The sequence below is a fragment of the uncultured Sphingomonas sp. genome (assembly GCF_964244235.1).
Taxonomy (GTDB): Bacteria; Pseudomonadota; Alphaproteobacteria; order Sphingomonadales; family Sphingomonadaceae; genus Sphingomonas.
On record NZ_CAXTII010000025.1, the window covers coordinates 1 to 15,133 of the forward strand.

Here is a 15,133-nt window from a genome sequence, read left to right on the forward strand (position 1 = left end):
CAGCTGGCGCTCGATCGCGTCGGGATTGAACCTGCCGGATTCGTTGAGCAGAGTCGCCGCCATCGCGCGAAAGCCATGAGCACTCATCTGCTCCTGGGCGAAACCCAGCGCCCTCAACGCCGCATTGACCGTGTTCTCTGACATCGGTCGCTTCATCGACCGGAAGCCCGGGAAGCAATAGGTGCCGGTGCCGGTGAGTTCCCAAAGCTCCTCGAACTGGCCGGTGACCTGTCGCGAGAGAGGCACCCGGTGCGGCCGTCGCATCTTCATCTTCTCGGCGGGGATGTCCCAGACGCCTTGCTCGAAGTCGAATTCTCTCCATTCCGCCTGCCGCAGCTCGCCCGGGCGTACGAACAATTGGGCGGAAAGCCGCAGGGCATGGAGCGTAATCGCATGGCCGGTGTAGCCTTGGATGGCGCGCATCAGCTCTCCCGCACCCTTGGACGTGGTGATGGCGGCGAGGTGCGTGGGCTTGGGAACGGTAAGGGCGCCGCGCAGGTCGCTCGCTGGATCGCGCTCGGCACGGGTCGTGGCAATCGCGTAGCGAAAGACCCGGCTCAGCACGCTGCGCATGCGGCGCGCGCTCTCATAGCGACCGGTCGCCTCGACAGCCCTCAGTACGGCGAGCACTTCATGGGCGGTGATCTTGGCGATCGGCCGGGTCCCGATCTTCGGATATGCCTTGTCGAGCAGCCAGCGGATCTTGCTGAGCGTGATCTCGGCCATACCCTCGCATTCATTCTTGGCGACCCATTCCTTGGCCACGGTCTTGAACGTATCGTTCTCTTCGACCCGTGCCCTGGCGGCCGCGACCTTCTGTTCGTGCGACGGGTCAAGGCCTGCCGGGAGCAACCGACGCGCATCGTCGCGCCTCGATCGTGCATCGGCCAGGCCGACCTCCGGCCATGCGCCGAAGGCGAGCGTCCGACCTTTTTCGAGATAGCGGTAGTTCAGGCGCCAGAGCTTCGCGCCATTCGGCCACACCAGAAGGTAGAGACCGCCGCCATCGGACAGCTTATAGTCCGTGGCTTGCGGCTTGGCGTTCGCGACCGTCGTGGCAAATAGGGTGCTCATGGGGGTATCGTCCCTGCGAAAGGGAGGAGAACGATACCCTCGGATATACCCGCATTGTTCCCGATTGGTGCCGTATCCACCCGGATTTGACCGGACGGTTATAGCACAAGAAACGGCTGATTTCTCCCGTTTTCGGACGTCCACGGACGCCCCCGGAAGTACAAATGGTGCCCAGAAGAGGACTCGAACCTCCACGACCTTGCGATCGCCAGCACCTGAAGCTGGTGCGTCTACCAATTCCGCCATCTGGGCACGGGGTAGGACGGCGCGTCTAGGGGAGGGGTGGGAGCCTTGTCAACCGGGGGGCGGCTGGGGCAAGGGGGCGACGAATGGGACAGGGGTCCCGGATCGAAAGGGTGCTACGTGGACGATCGGCTGGTCACGCTGTTCGGCGGCGGCGGATTTCTCGGGCGCTATGCGGTGCCGGCGCTGCTGGCGAAGGGGTACCGCGTCCGCGTCGCGCAGCGTGATCCGCGTCAGGCCTGGTTCCTGAGGCCGCAAGGCGGGCTGGGGCAGACGCAGTTCGTCGCCGCCGACATCGGACGCCCCGACACCGTGCTGCGCGCCGTCCAGGGGGCGGATGCGGCGGTGAACCTGGTCGGCGTACTGCAGGGCGCATTCCAGCGCGTGCATGTCACGGGCGCGCAGACGGTAGCCGAGGCGGCGGCAAAGGCCGGCGTGGGCACGCTGATCCATGTCTCCGCGATCGGGGCGGATCCGGCATCGACCTCCGCTTATGGGCGGTCGAAGGGCGATGGCGAGGCGGCGGTTCGTGCGGCGTTCCCCGCAGCGACGATCCTGCGGCCGTCGGTGGTGTTCGGCCCCGAAGACCAGTTCGTGAACCGCTTTGCCGGCATGGTCGCCAAGACGCCGGTGGTGCCCGTGCTGCGTGCGGGCGCAAAATTCCAGCCGGTCTATGTCGCCGACGTCGCTGCCGCGGTGGCTGCCGCGATCGCGACGCCCGGTATCTATGCCGGCCGGACGCTGGCGCTTGGCGGGCCCGATATCGTCACGATGGAGGGGCTGATCCGCTATATCGCCCGTACGATCGGTCGCAGCCCGGCGATCGCGGCGCTGCCCGACATGGCGGGCGCGATGATCGCACGGGCCGGATTCCTGCCCGGTGCGCCGATCAGCTGGGATCAGTGGCTCATGCTCCAGCACGACAACGTCGTCGGCGATCGGGGGAATGGGCAGGAGGACGGGCTGGCGGCGATGGGTCTGACCCCGACCCCGCTCGCCGCGGTCGCGCCCGACTGGCTGGTTCGCTACCGCCGCCAGGGCCGCTTCGCACGCCGCGTCGAAGATATCGCCTGATCCGATCCGCTCCACCTGGAGAATGCCGTGACCGACCTGACGACCGTTCTCCTCCTCGGCATCGTCGAGGGAATCACCGAATTCCTGCCCGTATCCTCCACCGGCCATCTGATCCTTGCGGGCGCGCTGCTGGGCTATGACGAGGCGCAGTGGAAGGTGTTCAACGTCGTCATCCAGCTGGGCGCGATCGCCGCGATCGTGGTGCTGTACTGGCGGACCTTCTGGGCGGTGCTGATGGGGCTGGCGAAGCGCGAGCCGCAGTCGATCCGCTTCGTGCGCAACATCCTGGTCGCGTTCCTGCCCGCCGCGGTGATCGGGCTGGCGCTCCACAAGCAGGTCGAGGCGCTGCTCGGCAACGCGCTCGTCGTGTCGATCGCGCTGGTCGTCGGCGGGTTCGCGATCATCCTCGTCGAGCGGCTGGCCCCCAGGGCGCGGATCGAGGGGGTCGCCGACATTCCGATCGGCACCGTGGTCGGTATCGGGTTCCTGCAATGCCTGGCGATGATCCCCGGGGTCAGCCGGTCGGGCGCGACGATCCTCGGCGCGCTGGCGCTCGGCGTCGAGCGGCGGACCGCGGCGGAGTTCAGCTTCTTCCTCGCGATCCCCACGATGCTGGGCGCGAGCGCGCTGGAATTGTTCAAGAACCGGCATGAGCTGGCGAGCGGCGCGGGGGTCGGGCCGCTGGCGATCGCGATCGGAATGCTGGTGTCGTTCGTCGTCGCATTGCTGGTGGTGCGGTGGTTCATCGGTGTCGTGACGAGACATGGGTTCGTGCCGTTTGCGGTGTATCGTATCGTTGCGGGTGGCGCGGCGTTTGTGTGGCTGATGCTGCGGTAGACCCGTATCGGCCATATAATATGCTGCATTGCCACCTCGGCAACGTTTTTTTCAGTTCACGCGGCATATAGGGACAGTAATACTGTCTTGTTCTTCGAGCACGCTAGCGTAGGACGATGCGCGGAGGGCCCGATGGCAACCGAATCGATGCTGAAATTCGTCGACCGAGCGCAGAACTACCCGGTCAAGCGTGAGGCCGACTTGCGCGCCGAGGATTTCCGCGAGATCGCCGATCGCTATCCGGTACCGGGTGCGGAGGAGCAGGCCGGGCGTTGTTCGCAATGCGGCGTGCCGTATTGTTCCGTGCATTGCCCGCTCCACAATCACATTCCCGACTGGCTGCGCCTGACCGCGGAGGGTCGGTTGCGCGAGGCATATGAGCTGAGCAACGCGACCTCGACCATGCCCGAGATCTGCGGGCGTATCTGTCCGCAGGACCGGCTGTGCGAGGGCAATTGCGTCATCGAATTTTCCGGGCACGGCGCGGTGACGATCGGCGCGGTGGAAAAGTTCATCACCGATACCGCGTGGGAAAACGGCTGGGTCGAACCGCTTGTCCCGGGGCGCGCGCGCGGCCAGTCGGTCGGGGTGATCGGTGCAGGACCCGCCGGACTGACCGCGGCGGAATATCTGCGCGGCAACGGGTATGACGTTCATATCTACGACCGGCACGACCGGGCTGGCGGGCTGCTGACCTATGGCATCCCCGGATTCAAGCTGGAAAAGCCCGTCGTGATGCGCCGGATCGAACGGTTGGCGGCGGCGGGTATCGTGTTTCATCAGGGCTTTGCCGTGGGCGACGATGCGGGCCTGGACGATCTGCGCCGCCGCCACGATGCGGTATTGATCGCGACGGGGGTCTACCGGGCCCGCGCGCTCGAGGTGGCCGGGGCGGACGCCGACGGCGCGGTCGCCGCGCTCGATTATCTGACCGCATCCAACCGCAAGGGGTTCGGCGACGACGTGCCCTTGTTCGATGACGGCACGCTCAGCGCCGAGGGCAAGCATGTCGTCGTCGTCGGTGGCGGCGACACCGCGATGGACTGCGTCCGGACCGCGATCCGCCAGGGCGCAGCTTCGGTAAAGTGCCTGTACCGCCGCGACCGCGTAAACATGCCCGGATCGCAGCGTGAAGTCGCGAATGCGGAAGAGGAAGGCGTGGAATTCGTCTGGCTGTCGCAGCCCGCGGCGATCGAAGGCAGGCAGGTCCGGGTCCGCCGGATGCGGCTCGGCGCGCTCGATGCCGGCGGAAGGCGTGCGCCCGAAGTCGATCCGGGTGGCGATATCGCGATCCCGGCGGACATGGTCGTCAAGGCGCTCGGCTTCGATGCGGAGGACCTGCCGACGCTGTTCGCCGCCGCCGGGCTGGGCGTCAGCCGCTGGGGTACCGTGCTGGTCGATGGCAAGACGCTGATGACCAGCCTGGACGGGGTGTTCGCGGCGGGCGACATCGTCCGCGGCGCATCGCTGGTGGTATGGGCGATCCGCGACGGCCGCGACGTGGCGGCGAGCATGCATGCATGGCTGAAGACGAAGGCGGCGAGCGAGCGGGTGGCGGCGTGAGGCTGGAAGATGAGGAACTGACGGCTATAAAGGCTGCTGCCCGACATGCGTTTGGCGCGGACGCGGTCGTGCGGCTGTTCGGCAGCCGTACCGATGATGCGCGCACTGGCGGCGATATCGATCTGCATGTGGAAGTCGCGCCCGGCCTCGATGAATGGCAGGCGCGAACCCGGTTCGAAGACAATGTGTTCGCGAGGATCGAACAGCAACGGATCGACGTGATTATCCGCCGCCGCGGTGAACCTATGCGCGGGATCGATCTGATCGCTCATCGCGACGGAATTCAGTTATGACGCGCGAAGGCGAGGTGGTCGTACTGGGTGAGCACTTGGCAATCTGTGATCGCCTCGGGGCGCGCCTGACCGAAGTGCGGCGGGGCATCGAGCGGCTAATGCCGATATCGGCCCAAGCCATGCAAGCGATCGAGGGCGAGGATCACATCTACGTCCTGGCGTTCATCAAAACGTTCGAGCAATTCGAAGATACGCTTGGCCGCACGTTGAAGACGATCGCGATGCTCCTGCAGTTCGGGAAGGTCGAACGACTGGCACCACGCGACATCGCTCTGCGCGCTGTAGCGCTCGGGATATTCGACGACGCAAGGGCGTGGGCCGACGCGGTTCGCGTTCGCAACGAATTGGCGCACGAATATCCGCTCCATCCCGGCAAGCAGGCCGATCAGGTCAACGCTGCTTGGGAAAAGAGCGAGACGCTTTTCGATACCGCAAACGCCATCAATGCATTTGTCGAGCGCGAAGGGCTGCTACATGGCCGGATTTGAACAGGTAGGCTGCGGTGTGAAAATTTGGCTGATCGCACTGGGCCTTCTGAGCATTTCGAGGGCGGCAATGGCGCAGGATGTCGATCGGACACAATTCTCGAACGACGCGCTTCAATTGGCGCGCGCTTTGGTCCCGCCGATTTCGGAAGCGCGGCTCACGTCATTGGCGGACGGTTTGGCAGTGCAGATTCGCAACACCCACTTGGCATATCGCGGCCAAGGTTGTGACCAGCATGTAGCAGCTTGCCGTGCTGCCGCGGACGAGGTCGCCCGAGACGCGGCACCCGCGATTGCGGAGCAGCAACGCGAAGCGCGCGCAAGGTCGGTTGCAATTATATTTTCCTCGCAAATGAGTGAGGCCGATATCCGGTCGTCCCTTGGCTTTTTGAAAAGCTCTTCGGGCCAGAAATTTGCCACTGCGGTGGCAGCGTCGAACGATTTCCGCAGTTTGCCGCAAGCTGCCCAACTTCGGTTAACCGAGCAAATGTTAACGCCAAGCGCGAGCGCTATCTCCATTTCGACATTGGCGGAGCGGTTTTACGATCGGACGCGCGGTCTGCCCCGCGGGCCGGCGCTCCTTGCTCCGCCAGCCCCGTTCATGCCTTCAAAGCCTAAGTCGGTAGGCCATCTACCATGATCGACCAGCGCACCCGCCTTGCTGCCGAGGGCATGTACCGCCCCGAATTCGAGTCCGACGCGTGCGGCGTCGGTTTGATCGCTGCGACCGACGGGGTCGCGAGCCGCCGGGTCGTACAGTCCGCGATCGATGCGCTGAAGGCGGTGTGGCACCGTGGTGCGGTCGATGCGGACGGCAAGACAGGGGACGGTGCCGGGCTGCACGTCGACCTGCCGATCCGGTTCTTCGACGACGCGATCGCGGCGGGGGGGCACAAGGTGCTGCCCAACCGGCTCGCGGTCGGCATGATCTTCCTGCCGCGTACCGATCTGGGCGCGCAGGAAAGCTGCCGGACGATCGTCGAAAGCGCGATCATCGACTCCGGCTACACCATCTATGGCTGGCGGCAGGTGCCCGTCGACGTGTCCGTCATCGGCATGAAGGCGCAGGCGACGCGGCCCGAGATCGAACAGATCATGATCGCGGGGCCGCTGCCCGGCGATGTCGATGCCGCCGAGTTCGAGAAGAATCTGTACCTCGTCCGCCGCCGGATCGAGAAGCGCGTGATCGCGGCGCAGATCCAGGGCTTCTACATCTGCAGCCTCAGCACGCGGTCGATCGTCTACAAGGGGCTGTTCCTCGCGGAATCGCTGTCGCTGTTCTACCCCGATCTGCAGGACAAGCGCTTCGAGAGCCGGGTCGCGATCTTCCACCAGCGTTATTCCACCAATACCTTCCCGCAATGGTGGCTGGCGCAGCCGTTCCGCTGCCTGGCGCACAACGGCGAGATCAACACGATCCGCGGTAACAAGAACTGGATGCTGTCCCACGAGATCCGCATGGCGAGCCTGGCGTTCGGCGAGAATTCGGAGGACATCAAGCCGGTGATCCCGGCGGGCGCGTCCGATACCGCCGCGCTGGATGCGGTATTCGAGGCGATCTGCCGATCGGGTCGAGACGCGCCGACCGCAAAGCTGATGCTGGTGCCTGAAGCGTTGGACGAACGCGGCGACACGCCCGAGAGTCATGCCGCGATGTATCGCTATCTTGCCTCGGTGATGGAGCCGTGGGACGGCCCCGCCGCGCTGGCGATGACCGACGGGCGCTGGGCGGTCGCCGGGATGGACCGCAATGCGCTGCGGCCGCTGCGCTACACGCTGACGTCCGACGGATTGCTGATCGTCGGTTCGGAAAGCGGTATGGTCGTCGTGCCCGAAAGCACGATCGTCGCGAAGGGTCGGCTCGGGCCGGGCCAGATGATCGCGGTCGATCTCGACGAAGGCATCGTGCTGGAGGACCGCGCGGTTAAGGACCGTATCGCCGGCGAGGCGGATTACGCCGCGACGACGGGCGCGTTCCTGACGATCGACGACCTGCCCGCATCCGAGGCCGTCATGCGCTACGACCGCGCCGAGCTGGCGCGGCGGCAGGTCGCGGCGGGGCAGACGCTGGAGGATATGGAGCTGATCCTGTCGCCGATGGTCGAGGCCGGCAAGGAGGCGATCGGATCGATGGGCGACGACACGCCGCTCGCGGTCATTTCCGACAAGCCGCGGTTGATCAGCCAGTTCTTCCGCCAGAATTTCAGCCAGGTGACGAACCCGCCGATCGACTCCCTTCGCGAACGCCACGTCATGTCGCTCAAGACGCGGTTCGGGAACCTTGCGAATATCCTCGATACCGAGGATCGGCGGACGCGCGTACTGGTCCTCGAATCGCCGGTGCTGACCTGCGCGGCCTGGGAGCAGCTGAAGACACATTTCGGCAGTTCGGTCGCGGAGATCGACTGCACCTTCGATGCCGGTGGCGGCCCCGAACGGCTGCGCGCCGCGATCCAGCGGATTCGCAACGAGGCCGAACAGGCGGTGCGCCAGGGCAAGAGCGAGTTGTTCCTGACAGACGAGGGCGTATCGGTGGACCGGGTCGCAATCGCCGGCGTACTCGCCGCGGCGGCGGTGCATACGCATCTCGTGCGCAAGGGCCTGCGCTCCTACGCGTCGATCAACATCCGCAGCGCGGAATGCCTCGACACGCATTATTACGCGGTGCTGATCGGCGTCGGTGCGACGACGGTGAACGCGTATCTCGCCGAAGCGTCGATTGCCGATCGGCATGCGCGCGGGCTGTTCGGCGACCTGTCGCTCGACCAGTGCCTGACCCGGCATCGCACGGCGATCGAGGAGGGGCTGCTCAAGATCATCTCGAAAATGGGCATCGCGGTCATCTCGTCCTACCGCGGCGGGTATAATTTCGAGGCGGTGGGCCTCAGCCGCGCACTGGTGAACGACCTGTTCCCGGGGATGCCGGCGAAGATCAGCGGCGAGGGCTATGCCTCGCTCCACCTGAACGCCGTACTGCGCCACGATCTCGCGTTCGACGCAGGTGTCGTCACGTTGCCGATCGGCGGCTTCTACCGGCAGCGTAGCGGTAGCGAGACGCATGCGTACTCGGCGCAATTGATGCACCTGCTCCAGACCGCGGTCGCGACCGACAGCTATTCCAGCTATCTGCAATTCTCGCGCGGGGTCAGCGACCTGCCGCCGGTGTACCTGCGCGATCTCCTCCAGTTCAATTTTCCGGCGGAAGGCGTGGCGGTCGATCAGGTCGAGGCGATCACCGAAATCCGCAAGCGCTTCGTGACGCCGGGCATGTCGCTTGGCGCGTTGTCGCCCGAGGCGCACGAGACGCTGGCGATCGCGATGAACCGGATCGGCGCGAAGGCGGTATCGGGCGAAGGCGGCGAGGCGCGCGAGCGATACACGCCCTATGCGAACGGCGACAACGCGAATTCGGGGGTCAAGCAAATCGCCAGCGGGCGCTTCGGCGTGACCGCAGACTATCTGAACGCGTGCGAAGAGATCGAGATCAAGGTCGCGCAGGGTGCCAAACCCGGCGAGGGCGGGCAGCTACCCGGCTTCAAGGTCACCGAATTCATCGCGAAGTTGCGCCACGCGACTCCGGGCGTGACGCTCATCAGCCCGCCGCCGCACCACGACATCTATTCGATCGAGGATCTGGCGCAGCTGATCTATGATTTGAAACAGATCAATCCGGTCGCGCGAGTGTGCGTGAAGCTGGTGTCGTCCGCGGGAATCGGCACCGTCGCGGCTGGGGTGGCGAAGGCGCATGCGGATGTGATCCTCGTTGCGGGACATGTCGGCGGGACGGGGGCCTCGCCCCAGACCAGCATCAAATATGCCGGCACGCCCTGGGAAATGGGGCTGAGCGAGGTCAACCAGACGCTGACGCTCAACGGCCTGCGCGGCCGTATCCGCCTGCGCGCGGATGGCGGGCTGAAGACCGGGCGCGACATCGTGATCGCGGCGATCCTGGGCGCGGAGGAATTCGGCATCGGCACGCTCAGTCTCGTCGCGATGGGCTGCATCATGGTGCGCCAGTGCCACAGCAACACCTGCCCGGTCGGCGTCTGCACGCAGGAACAACGGTTGCGCGACAAGTTCGTCGGCACGCCGGAAAAGGTCATCAACCTGATGACCTTCATCGCCGAGGAAGTGCGCGACATCCTGGCAAGGCTCGGTTTCCGAAGCCTGGACGAGGTCATAGGCCGTACCGAACTGCTCCGCCAGGTCAGCCGCGGTGCGGAACATCTCGACGATCTCGACCTCAATCCGATCCTGGCCAAGGTCGATGCGACCGATGCCGAGCGGCGCTTCTCGCTGTCGACCTTCCGCAACGCGGTGCCCGACAGCCTGGACGCGCAGATCATCAAGGACGCCGCCGCGGTCTTCAGCCGTGGCGAGAAGATGCAGCTGACCTATTCGGTACGCAACACCCACCGCGCGGTCGGCACACGATTGTCGAGCGAGATCACCCGCAAGTTCGGCATGTCGGCGCTGGCCGATGGTCACGTGACCGTGCGCCTGCGCGGATCGGCCGGGCAATCGCTCGGTGCCTTCCTGTGCAAGGGCATCACGCTGGAGGTGTTCGGCGATGCCAACGACTATGTTGGCAAGGGGCTGTCCGGCGGACGGATCGTCGTTCGTCCGGCGGTGTCGTCGCCGCTCGCCAGCCAGGACAATACGATCATCGGCAACACCGTGCTGTACGGCGCGACCTCGGGCAGCCTGTTCGCGGCGGGGCAGGCGGGGGAGCGGTTCGCGGTGCGCAATTCGGGTGCGACGGTCGTGGTCGAAGGCTGCGGCGCGAACGGGTGCGAATATATGACCGGCGGCGTCGCGGTGGTGCTCGGCCGGGTGGGTGCGAATTTCGGTGCGGGGATGACCGGCGGGATGGCGTTCGTCTACGATCCGGACGATGCGTTCGGCCGACGCGCGAATGGCGACAGCATCGTCTGGCAGCGGCTCGCATCGGCGCATTGGGAGGGCGTGCTGCGCGCGCTCGTCGAACGCCATGTCGCAGCGACCGACAGCAAATGGTCGAAGGCCCTGCTGGAGGATTGGAACCGGGTCGCCGGCCATTTCTGGCAGGTCGTGCCGAAGGAGATGCTGACGCGGCTGGCCTATCCGCTGGACGATGCCGTGGAACTGGTGGCCGCGGAGTAGGCTTGGCAGGGAGCCCCGCTCGCGCCTAGACGGGGCCGATGTGGCAGCTCTTCCAATTCCCCTTGTGTCCGTTCAGCCGCAAGGTGCGCCTGCTGCTTGGAGAGAAGGGCGTCGGCTACGAACTGGTGCGCGAATCGCCCTGGCTGCGGCGTGACGAGTTTCTCGACATGAACCCGACCGGGCAGACGCCGGTGATGACCGATGCATCGCGCGGTATCCTGCTGATCGATTCGATGGCGATCTGCGAATATCTGGAGGAGACGGTCGACAAGGCGGCGATGATCAACGGCCCGTCGATCAACCGCGCGGAGATCCGTCGGCTGGTGTCGTGGTTCGACACGCAATTCTACCACGACGTGACCGGGCCGCTGCTTCACGAACGCATGGAGAAACGGCTGTCGCAGCAGACAAGCCCCGATGCGAAGGCGCTGCGCGAGGCGATGAAGGCGGCGATCCGGCATCTCGATTATACCGATTACCTGCTCGATCACCGCAACTGGCTCGGCGGTGCGACGCTCAGCCTGGCCGATCTCGCGGCGGCGGCGCAGATTTCGGTGACGGATTATCTGGGCGGGATCGACTGGAAGAGCCACGAACAGACCGCGCGCTGGTATCGCGGGCTGAAAAGCCGGCCGAGCTTCCGCCCGCTATTGTCGGAACGCATGGAGATGGTCGGGCCGCCGTCGCATTACGACAATGTCGATTTCTGACGCAGGCGATCGCGCGTCGATCGAGGATTTCCTCAAGATCGACATCCGGGTCGGCACGATCGTCGCGGCCGAACCGTTTCCGGAAGCGCGCAAGCCTGCGATCAAACTGACGATCGACTTCGGCGACGAAATCGGGCTGAAACGATCTTCCGCGCAGATCACGGCGCATTATGCGCCGGAAATGCTGGTCGGGCGGCAGGTCGCGGCGGTCGTCAACTTCCCGCCCCGGCAGATCGGCCCGATGATGTCGGAGGTGCTGACACTCGGCTTTCCGGACTCGGACGGCGAAGTGGTGCTGTTCGCACCGGATTTGCCCGTGCCGAACGGCGGGCGGCTGTTCTGAGCGCGCGGGTCGGCGTCGCCGGCTGGTCGATCCCGATGGCGCTCGCGGATCGCTTCGCCGACGATGGCACGCATCTCGAACGCTATGCCCGGGTGTTCGATTGCGTCGAGATCAACAGCAGCTTCCACCGGCCGCATCGCCGAACGGCGTATGAACGCTGGGCTGCGAGCGTTCCCGACGGATTTCGCTTCGCGGTCAAGCTGCCGAAGGCGATCACGCACGAGCGGCGGTTGATCGACTGCGCCGACCTGCTCGCGCGCTTCGCAGACGAGGCAGGCGGCTCGGCGAGCGGCGCGGACCGACCCTGGTACAGTTGCCGCCGAGCCTGGCTTTCGACCCGTCCGTCGCCGCTCGCTTCTTCGACGATCTCGCTCGGTCGCTTGCTGGCCCAATCGTCTGCGAGCCGCGCCATCCGGGCTGGTTCGAGACCGCCGCCGACGCGCTGCTGACGGCGCACCATATCGCACGCGTTGCCGCCGATCCCGCGCGCGTGGCGGGTGCCGACCGACCGGGCGGCTGGCCCGGCCTGCGCTATATGCGGTGGCACGGTGCGCCGCAGGTCTATCGGTCGGCCTATGACGATGCCGCGATCGACCGCCACGCCGATGCCGCCCGGTGCGGCGAAAGCTGGACTATCTACGACAACACCGCCGCCGGGGCCGCGCCCGCGAACGCGCTGACGCTGATGGCCCGGCTGGCCGGTCAGGCCAAGCTTTTCGACGCTTGTTCGAACAGATCCTTCGACACACCCGGCACTCGCACGACCCGTTCCAGCTCGCCGCGCATCGCCTGCGCGCGCGTGCCGTCGAATCGGCGCCAGCGCGCAAGCGGCGGGAGGAGTTTCGCTGCGGTCTGCGGGTTGAGCGTGTCGAGCGCGATCAGCTGATCCGCCAGGAACGCGTAGCCCCAACCGCCCGCGGCATGAAACGCCCGCTGGTTGGCCGAGAATGCGCCGATCAGCGACCGCACGCGGTTGGGATTGGCCAGCGAGAAATCGGGATGGCGTGCCAGTTCCGCCACCATCTGCGGCGTGTCGGTGCGTGACGACAGCGCCTGAGTCTGGAACCATTTGTCGAGCACCAGCGGATTGTCCGAATGCCGGTTATAGAAGATGTCTAGCGCCGCCTCGCGCTCGGCGAAATCGCCTCCCGCGAGAATCGTCAGCGCCCCCTGACGATCGGTCATGTTGTCCGCCGCTTCGAATTGACGGAAGGCGAGCGTGCCGACCGCGCGCGCGCCGTTCGCCGCCAGATAGCCGAGCGCGACCGAACGAAGGCGGCGCTTGCCCTTCGCCGCCGGCGTATATTCATACGCCGCCTGCTGCGTGACATGGTGCAATTGTCGCCACTGCGCCTCCAGCGCATGGCCGATCTCGCGACGCAGCCCTTCGCGCGCGGCGTGGATCGCCTCGGGATCGACGACCGCTAGCTGGTCGCCGATGAAGTTCTCGGACGGCAGCAGCACGACTTCGGCGAGGAACGCCGGGTTGAGATCGGCATCGTACAGCGTCGCCGCGATCGCGTCGATGACGCGGCCAAGATCCGCCGTGCCGTTCGACGCGCTGGCGACGAGCGTGTCGAGCATCAGCTGCTGCATTGCCTCGTACCGCGCGAACGGATCGTCGTCATGCGCGCTCAGGAAGGCGAGGTCGGCGGCGCTGCGGTCGCTTTCGATGATGACGGGTGCGGAAAAACCGCGATTGATCGACAGGACGGGATGCTCGGCCAGCCCGTCGAACGCGATCGTCGCTTCGGCCGTGTCCAGGATCACCAGCCGCTCGTCGATCAACGCCGCGCCGCTGTCCGCCCCGAACAGCTTGACCCGCAGGGGCAGCGGCATCGGTGCCTTGTCCGTCTGCCCCGGGGTCGGCGGGACGCGCTGCGCCAGGTGCAGCGTCGCCCGGTCGCCCTCGACCGCCAGCGACGCGGAGACGCGCGGCGTGCCGGCCTGCGAATACCAAAGGCGGAACTGCGACAGGTCGATGCCGCCCGCCTCTTCCATGCACGCGACATAATCCTCGCACGTCGCGGCCGTCCCGTCGAAGCGATCGAAATACAGATCGCACGCCTTTCGAAACGCGACCGGGCCGAGCATCGTCGCCATCATCCGGATCAGCTCCGCGCCCTTGTTGTAGATGGTGGCGGTGTAGAAGTTGCTGATCTCCTGATAGCTGTCGGGGCGCACCGGGTGCGCGAGCGGGCCGGCATCCTCGGGGAATTGCGCGGCGCGCAGGCCCCGCACATCCTCGATCCGCTTGACCGCGCCCGAGCCCTGGTCGGCGGAAAAACCCTGGTCGCGAAAGACGGTGAACCCTTCCTTCAATGATAGCTGGAACCAGTCGCGGCAGGTGACGCGGTTGCCCGACCAGTTGTGGAAATATTCATGCGCGACGACGGCGGCGATCGCGTCGTAATCATAGTCGGTCGCGGTATCGGGGTCGGCGAGGATGTAGCGGCTGTTGAAGATGTTCAGCCCCTTGTTTTCCATCGCGCCGAAGTTGAAATCATCGACCGCGACGATGTTGAACACGTCGAGGTCGTATTCGCAGCCATAGACCTGCTCGTCCCACGCCATTGCGGTCTTGAGCGAGGCGAGCGCGTGGTCGGTCTTGGGCAGGTCGGCGGCACGCACCCAGATGCCCAGCCGGACCACGCGCCCCGATCGCGTCGTGAAGCTGCCGCGGTTCTCCGCCAGGTCGCCCGCGACCAGCGCGAACAGATAGGAAGGTTTGGGGAACGGATCGTGCCATTCGGCCCAATGCCGGCCGTCGTCCGACGTGCCGCTCGCGACCGGATCGCCGTTCGCCAGCAACACCGGGAAGCGCGCCGCATCCGCGGTCATCCGCACGCGATACTCGGAAAGCACGTCGGGGCGATCGGGGAAGAAGGTGATCCGCCGGAACCCTTCCGCTTCGCACTGCGTGCACAGGTTTCCGCCCGAGGCGTAAAGCCCCATCAGCTGCGTGTTGCGATCGGGCGCGATCTCGACTTCGGTTTCGACGACATGCGCATCGCCGGGCAGCGGAACCACCAGCTGCTCGCCCTCGATCCGCCAGTCGTTAACGGGGATACCGTCGACCAGCACCGCCAGCGGCTGCTGTCCCGCCCTGTCGAGCCGCAGCGGATCGGCGTGCTTGCCGTTTCGGGCCACGCTCAGCGCCGCCTTCACCCGCGTGGCGGCAGCGGCGAGATCAAAATCGAGCGCGATCTGCGGGACGAGCCATGCGGGCGGGCGGTAATCGGATCGCCGGGTGACGGCGGGCCCGTGAGCGGGGGATTGGGCGACGCTGTACTGGATGTCGAGCATGGCCCCGATATAGCCGGTGCCGGATCGATCGCCAGCCCCGGCTAAAGTTATGCAACCCGACCC

11 protein-coding genes, 1 tRNA gene and 1 pseudogene are annotated in these 15,133 nt (G+C 65.9%); 10 read left to right on the forward strand and 3 right to left on the reverse strand.

All coding sequences use genetic code 11. The annotated features are described in order from the left end of the window. On the reverse strand, nt 1-1,074 hold a 1,074-nt coding region (locus ACFE7D_RS06335; protein WP_375394585.1), incomplete at its 3' end, for a tyrosine-type recombinase/integrase. A 165-nt stretch (nt 1,075-1,239) separates the two neighbouring features. Beyond that, a tRNA-Leu gene (locus tag ACFE7D_RS06340) sits at nt 1,240-1,326 on the reverse strand. Between the two features lie 111 nt (nt 1,327-1,437). On the opposite strand from ACFE7D_RS06340, the gene ACFE7D_RS06345 reads away from it, so the two are divergent. The 10 genes and pseudogenes from ACFE7D_RS06345 to ACFE7D_RS06390 form a co-directional block, all read left to right on the forward strand. After that, complete coding sequence (locus ACFE7D_RS06345; RefSeq protein ID WP_375394586.1) at nt 1,438-2,391, forward strand: complex I NDUFA9 subunit family protein; 954 nt, start codon at nt 1,438-1,440, stop codon at nt 2,389-2,391. Nucleotides 2,392-2,418: 27 nt separating this feature from the next. Beyond that, a complete protein-coding gene (locus tag ACFE7D_RS06350; RefSeq protein WP_375394587.1) occupies nt 2,419-3,228 on the forward strand; it encodes an undecaprenyl-diphosphate phosphatase in 810 nt (269 codons plus the stop codon). Nucleotides 3,229-3,360: 132 nt separating this feature from the next. Further along, the gene (locus tag ACFE7D_RS06355) at nt 3,361-4,791 is read left to right on the forward strand and encodes an NAD(P)-dependent oxidoreductase (RefSeq protein ID WP_375394588.1); all 1,431 of its coding nucleotides are present in this window, start codon (nt 3,361-3,363) and stop codon (nt 4,789-4,791) included. Then, nucleotides 4,749-5,084, forward strand: coding sequence for a hypothetical protein (locus ACFE7D_RS06360; protein ID WP_375394589.1), 336 nt, complete (start codon nt 4,749-4,751; stop codon nt 5,082-5,084). Before ACFE7D_RS06355 ends, ACFE7D_RS06360 begins: the two co-directional genes overlap by 43 nt. 119 nt (nt 5,085-5,203) lie before the next feature. Beyond that, nucleotides 5,204-5,572: a hypothetical protein gene (locus tag ACFE7D_RS06365; protein WP_375394590.1), complete on the forward strand. Its 369-nt coding sequence runs from the start codon at nt 5,204-5,206 to the stop codon at nt 5,570-5,572. Beyond that, nucleotides 5,559-6,209, forward strand: a complete 651-nt coding sequence (locus tag ACFE7D_RS06370; RefSeq protein WP_375394591.1) for a hypothetical protein — start codon at nt 5,559-5,561, stop codon at nt 6,207-6,209. Before ACFE7D_RS06365 ends, ACFE7D_RS06370 begins: the two co-directional genes overlap by 14 nt. Next, the gene (gene gltB / locus ACFE7D_RS06375; RefSeq protein WP_375394592.1) at nt 6,206-10,711 is read left to right on the forward strand and encodes a glutamate synthase large subunit; all 4,506 of its coding nucleotides are present in this window, start codon (nt 6,206-6,208) and stop codon (nt 10,709-10,711) included. The genes ACFE7D_RS06370 and gltB overlap by 4 nt, the downstream gene beginning before the upstream one ends. Before the next feature lie 38 nt (nt 10,712-10,749). Continuing rightward, nucleotides 10,750-11,421: a glutathione S-transferase family protein gene (locus tag ACFE7D_RS06380; protein ID WP_375394593.1), complete on the forward strand. Its 672-nt coding sequence runs from the start codon at nt 10,750-10,752 to the stop codon at nt 11,419-11,421. Next, nucleotides 11,408-11,764 carry a tRNA-binding protein gene (locus ACFE7D_RS06385; RefSeq protein ID WP_375394594.1) on the forward strand — a complete coding sequence of 119 codons (357 nt, stop codon included), beginning with the start codon at nt 11,408-11,410 and terminating at the stop codon, nt 11,762-11,764. Before ACFE7D_RS06380 ends, ACFE7D_RS06385 begins: the two co-directional genes overlap by 14 nt. Before the next feature lie 35 nt (nt 11,765-11,799). After that, nucleotides 11,800-12,395: pseudogene (locus ACFE7D_RS06390) on the forward strand (DUF72 domain-containing protein); the annotation flags it as partial. A gap of 71 nt (nt 12,396-12,466) precedes the next feature. Here the strand turns inward: ACFE7D_RS06390 and pepN are convergent. Next, nucleotides 12,467-15,070 (reverse strand): aminopeptidase N, encoded by a 2,604-nt coding sequence (pepN, locus tag ACFE7D_RS06395; protein WP_375394595.1) that lies wholly within the window; start codon nt 15,068-15,070, stop codon nt 12,467-12,469. Nucleotides 15,071-15,133 lie beyond the last annotated feature (63 nt).

Bases quoted from the DNA above. Each gene is read 5' to 3' on its own strand.
- ACFE7D_RS06355 (WP_375394588.1), top strand. From the start codon at position 3,361: ATGGCAACCGAATCGATGCTGAAATTCGTCGACCGAGCGCAGAACTAC.
- ACFE7D_RS06360 (WP_375394589.1), top strand. From the start codon at position 4,749: ATGGCTGAAGACGAAGGCGGCGAGCGAGCGGGTGGCGGCGTGAGGCTG.
- ACFE7D_RS06365 (WP_375394590.1), top strand. From the start codon at position 5,204: ATGCAAGCGATCGAGGGCGAGGATCACATCTACGTCCTGGCGTTCATC.
- ACFE7D_RS06370 (WP_375394591.1), top strand. From the start codon at position 5,559: ATGGCCGGATTTGAACAGGTAGGCTGCGGTGTGAAAATTTGGCTGATC.
- gltB (WP_375394592.1), top strand. From the start codon at position 6,206: ATGATCGACCAGCGCACCCGCCTTGCTGCCGAGGGCATGTACCGCCCC.
- ACFE7D_RS06380 (WP_375394593.1), top strand. From the start codon at position 10,750: ATGTGGCAGCTCTTCCAATTCCCCTTGTGTCCGTTCAGCCGCAAGGTG.
- ACFE7D_RS06385 (WP_375394594.1), top strand. From the start codon at position 11,408: ATGTCGATTTCTGACGCAGGCGATCGCGCGTCGATCGAGGATTTCCTC.
- pepN (WP_375394595.1), bottom strand. From the start codon at position 15,070: ATGCTCGACATCCAGTACAGCGTCGCCCAATCCCCCGCTCACGGGCCC.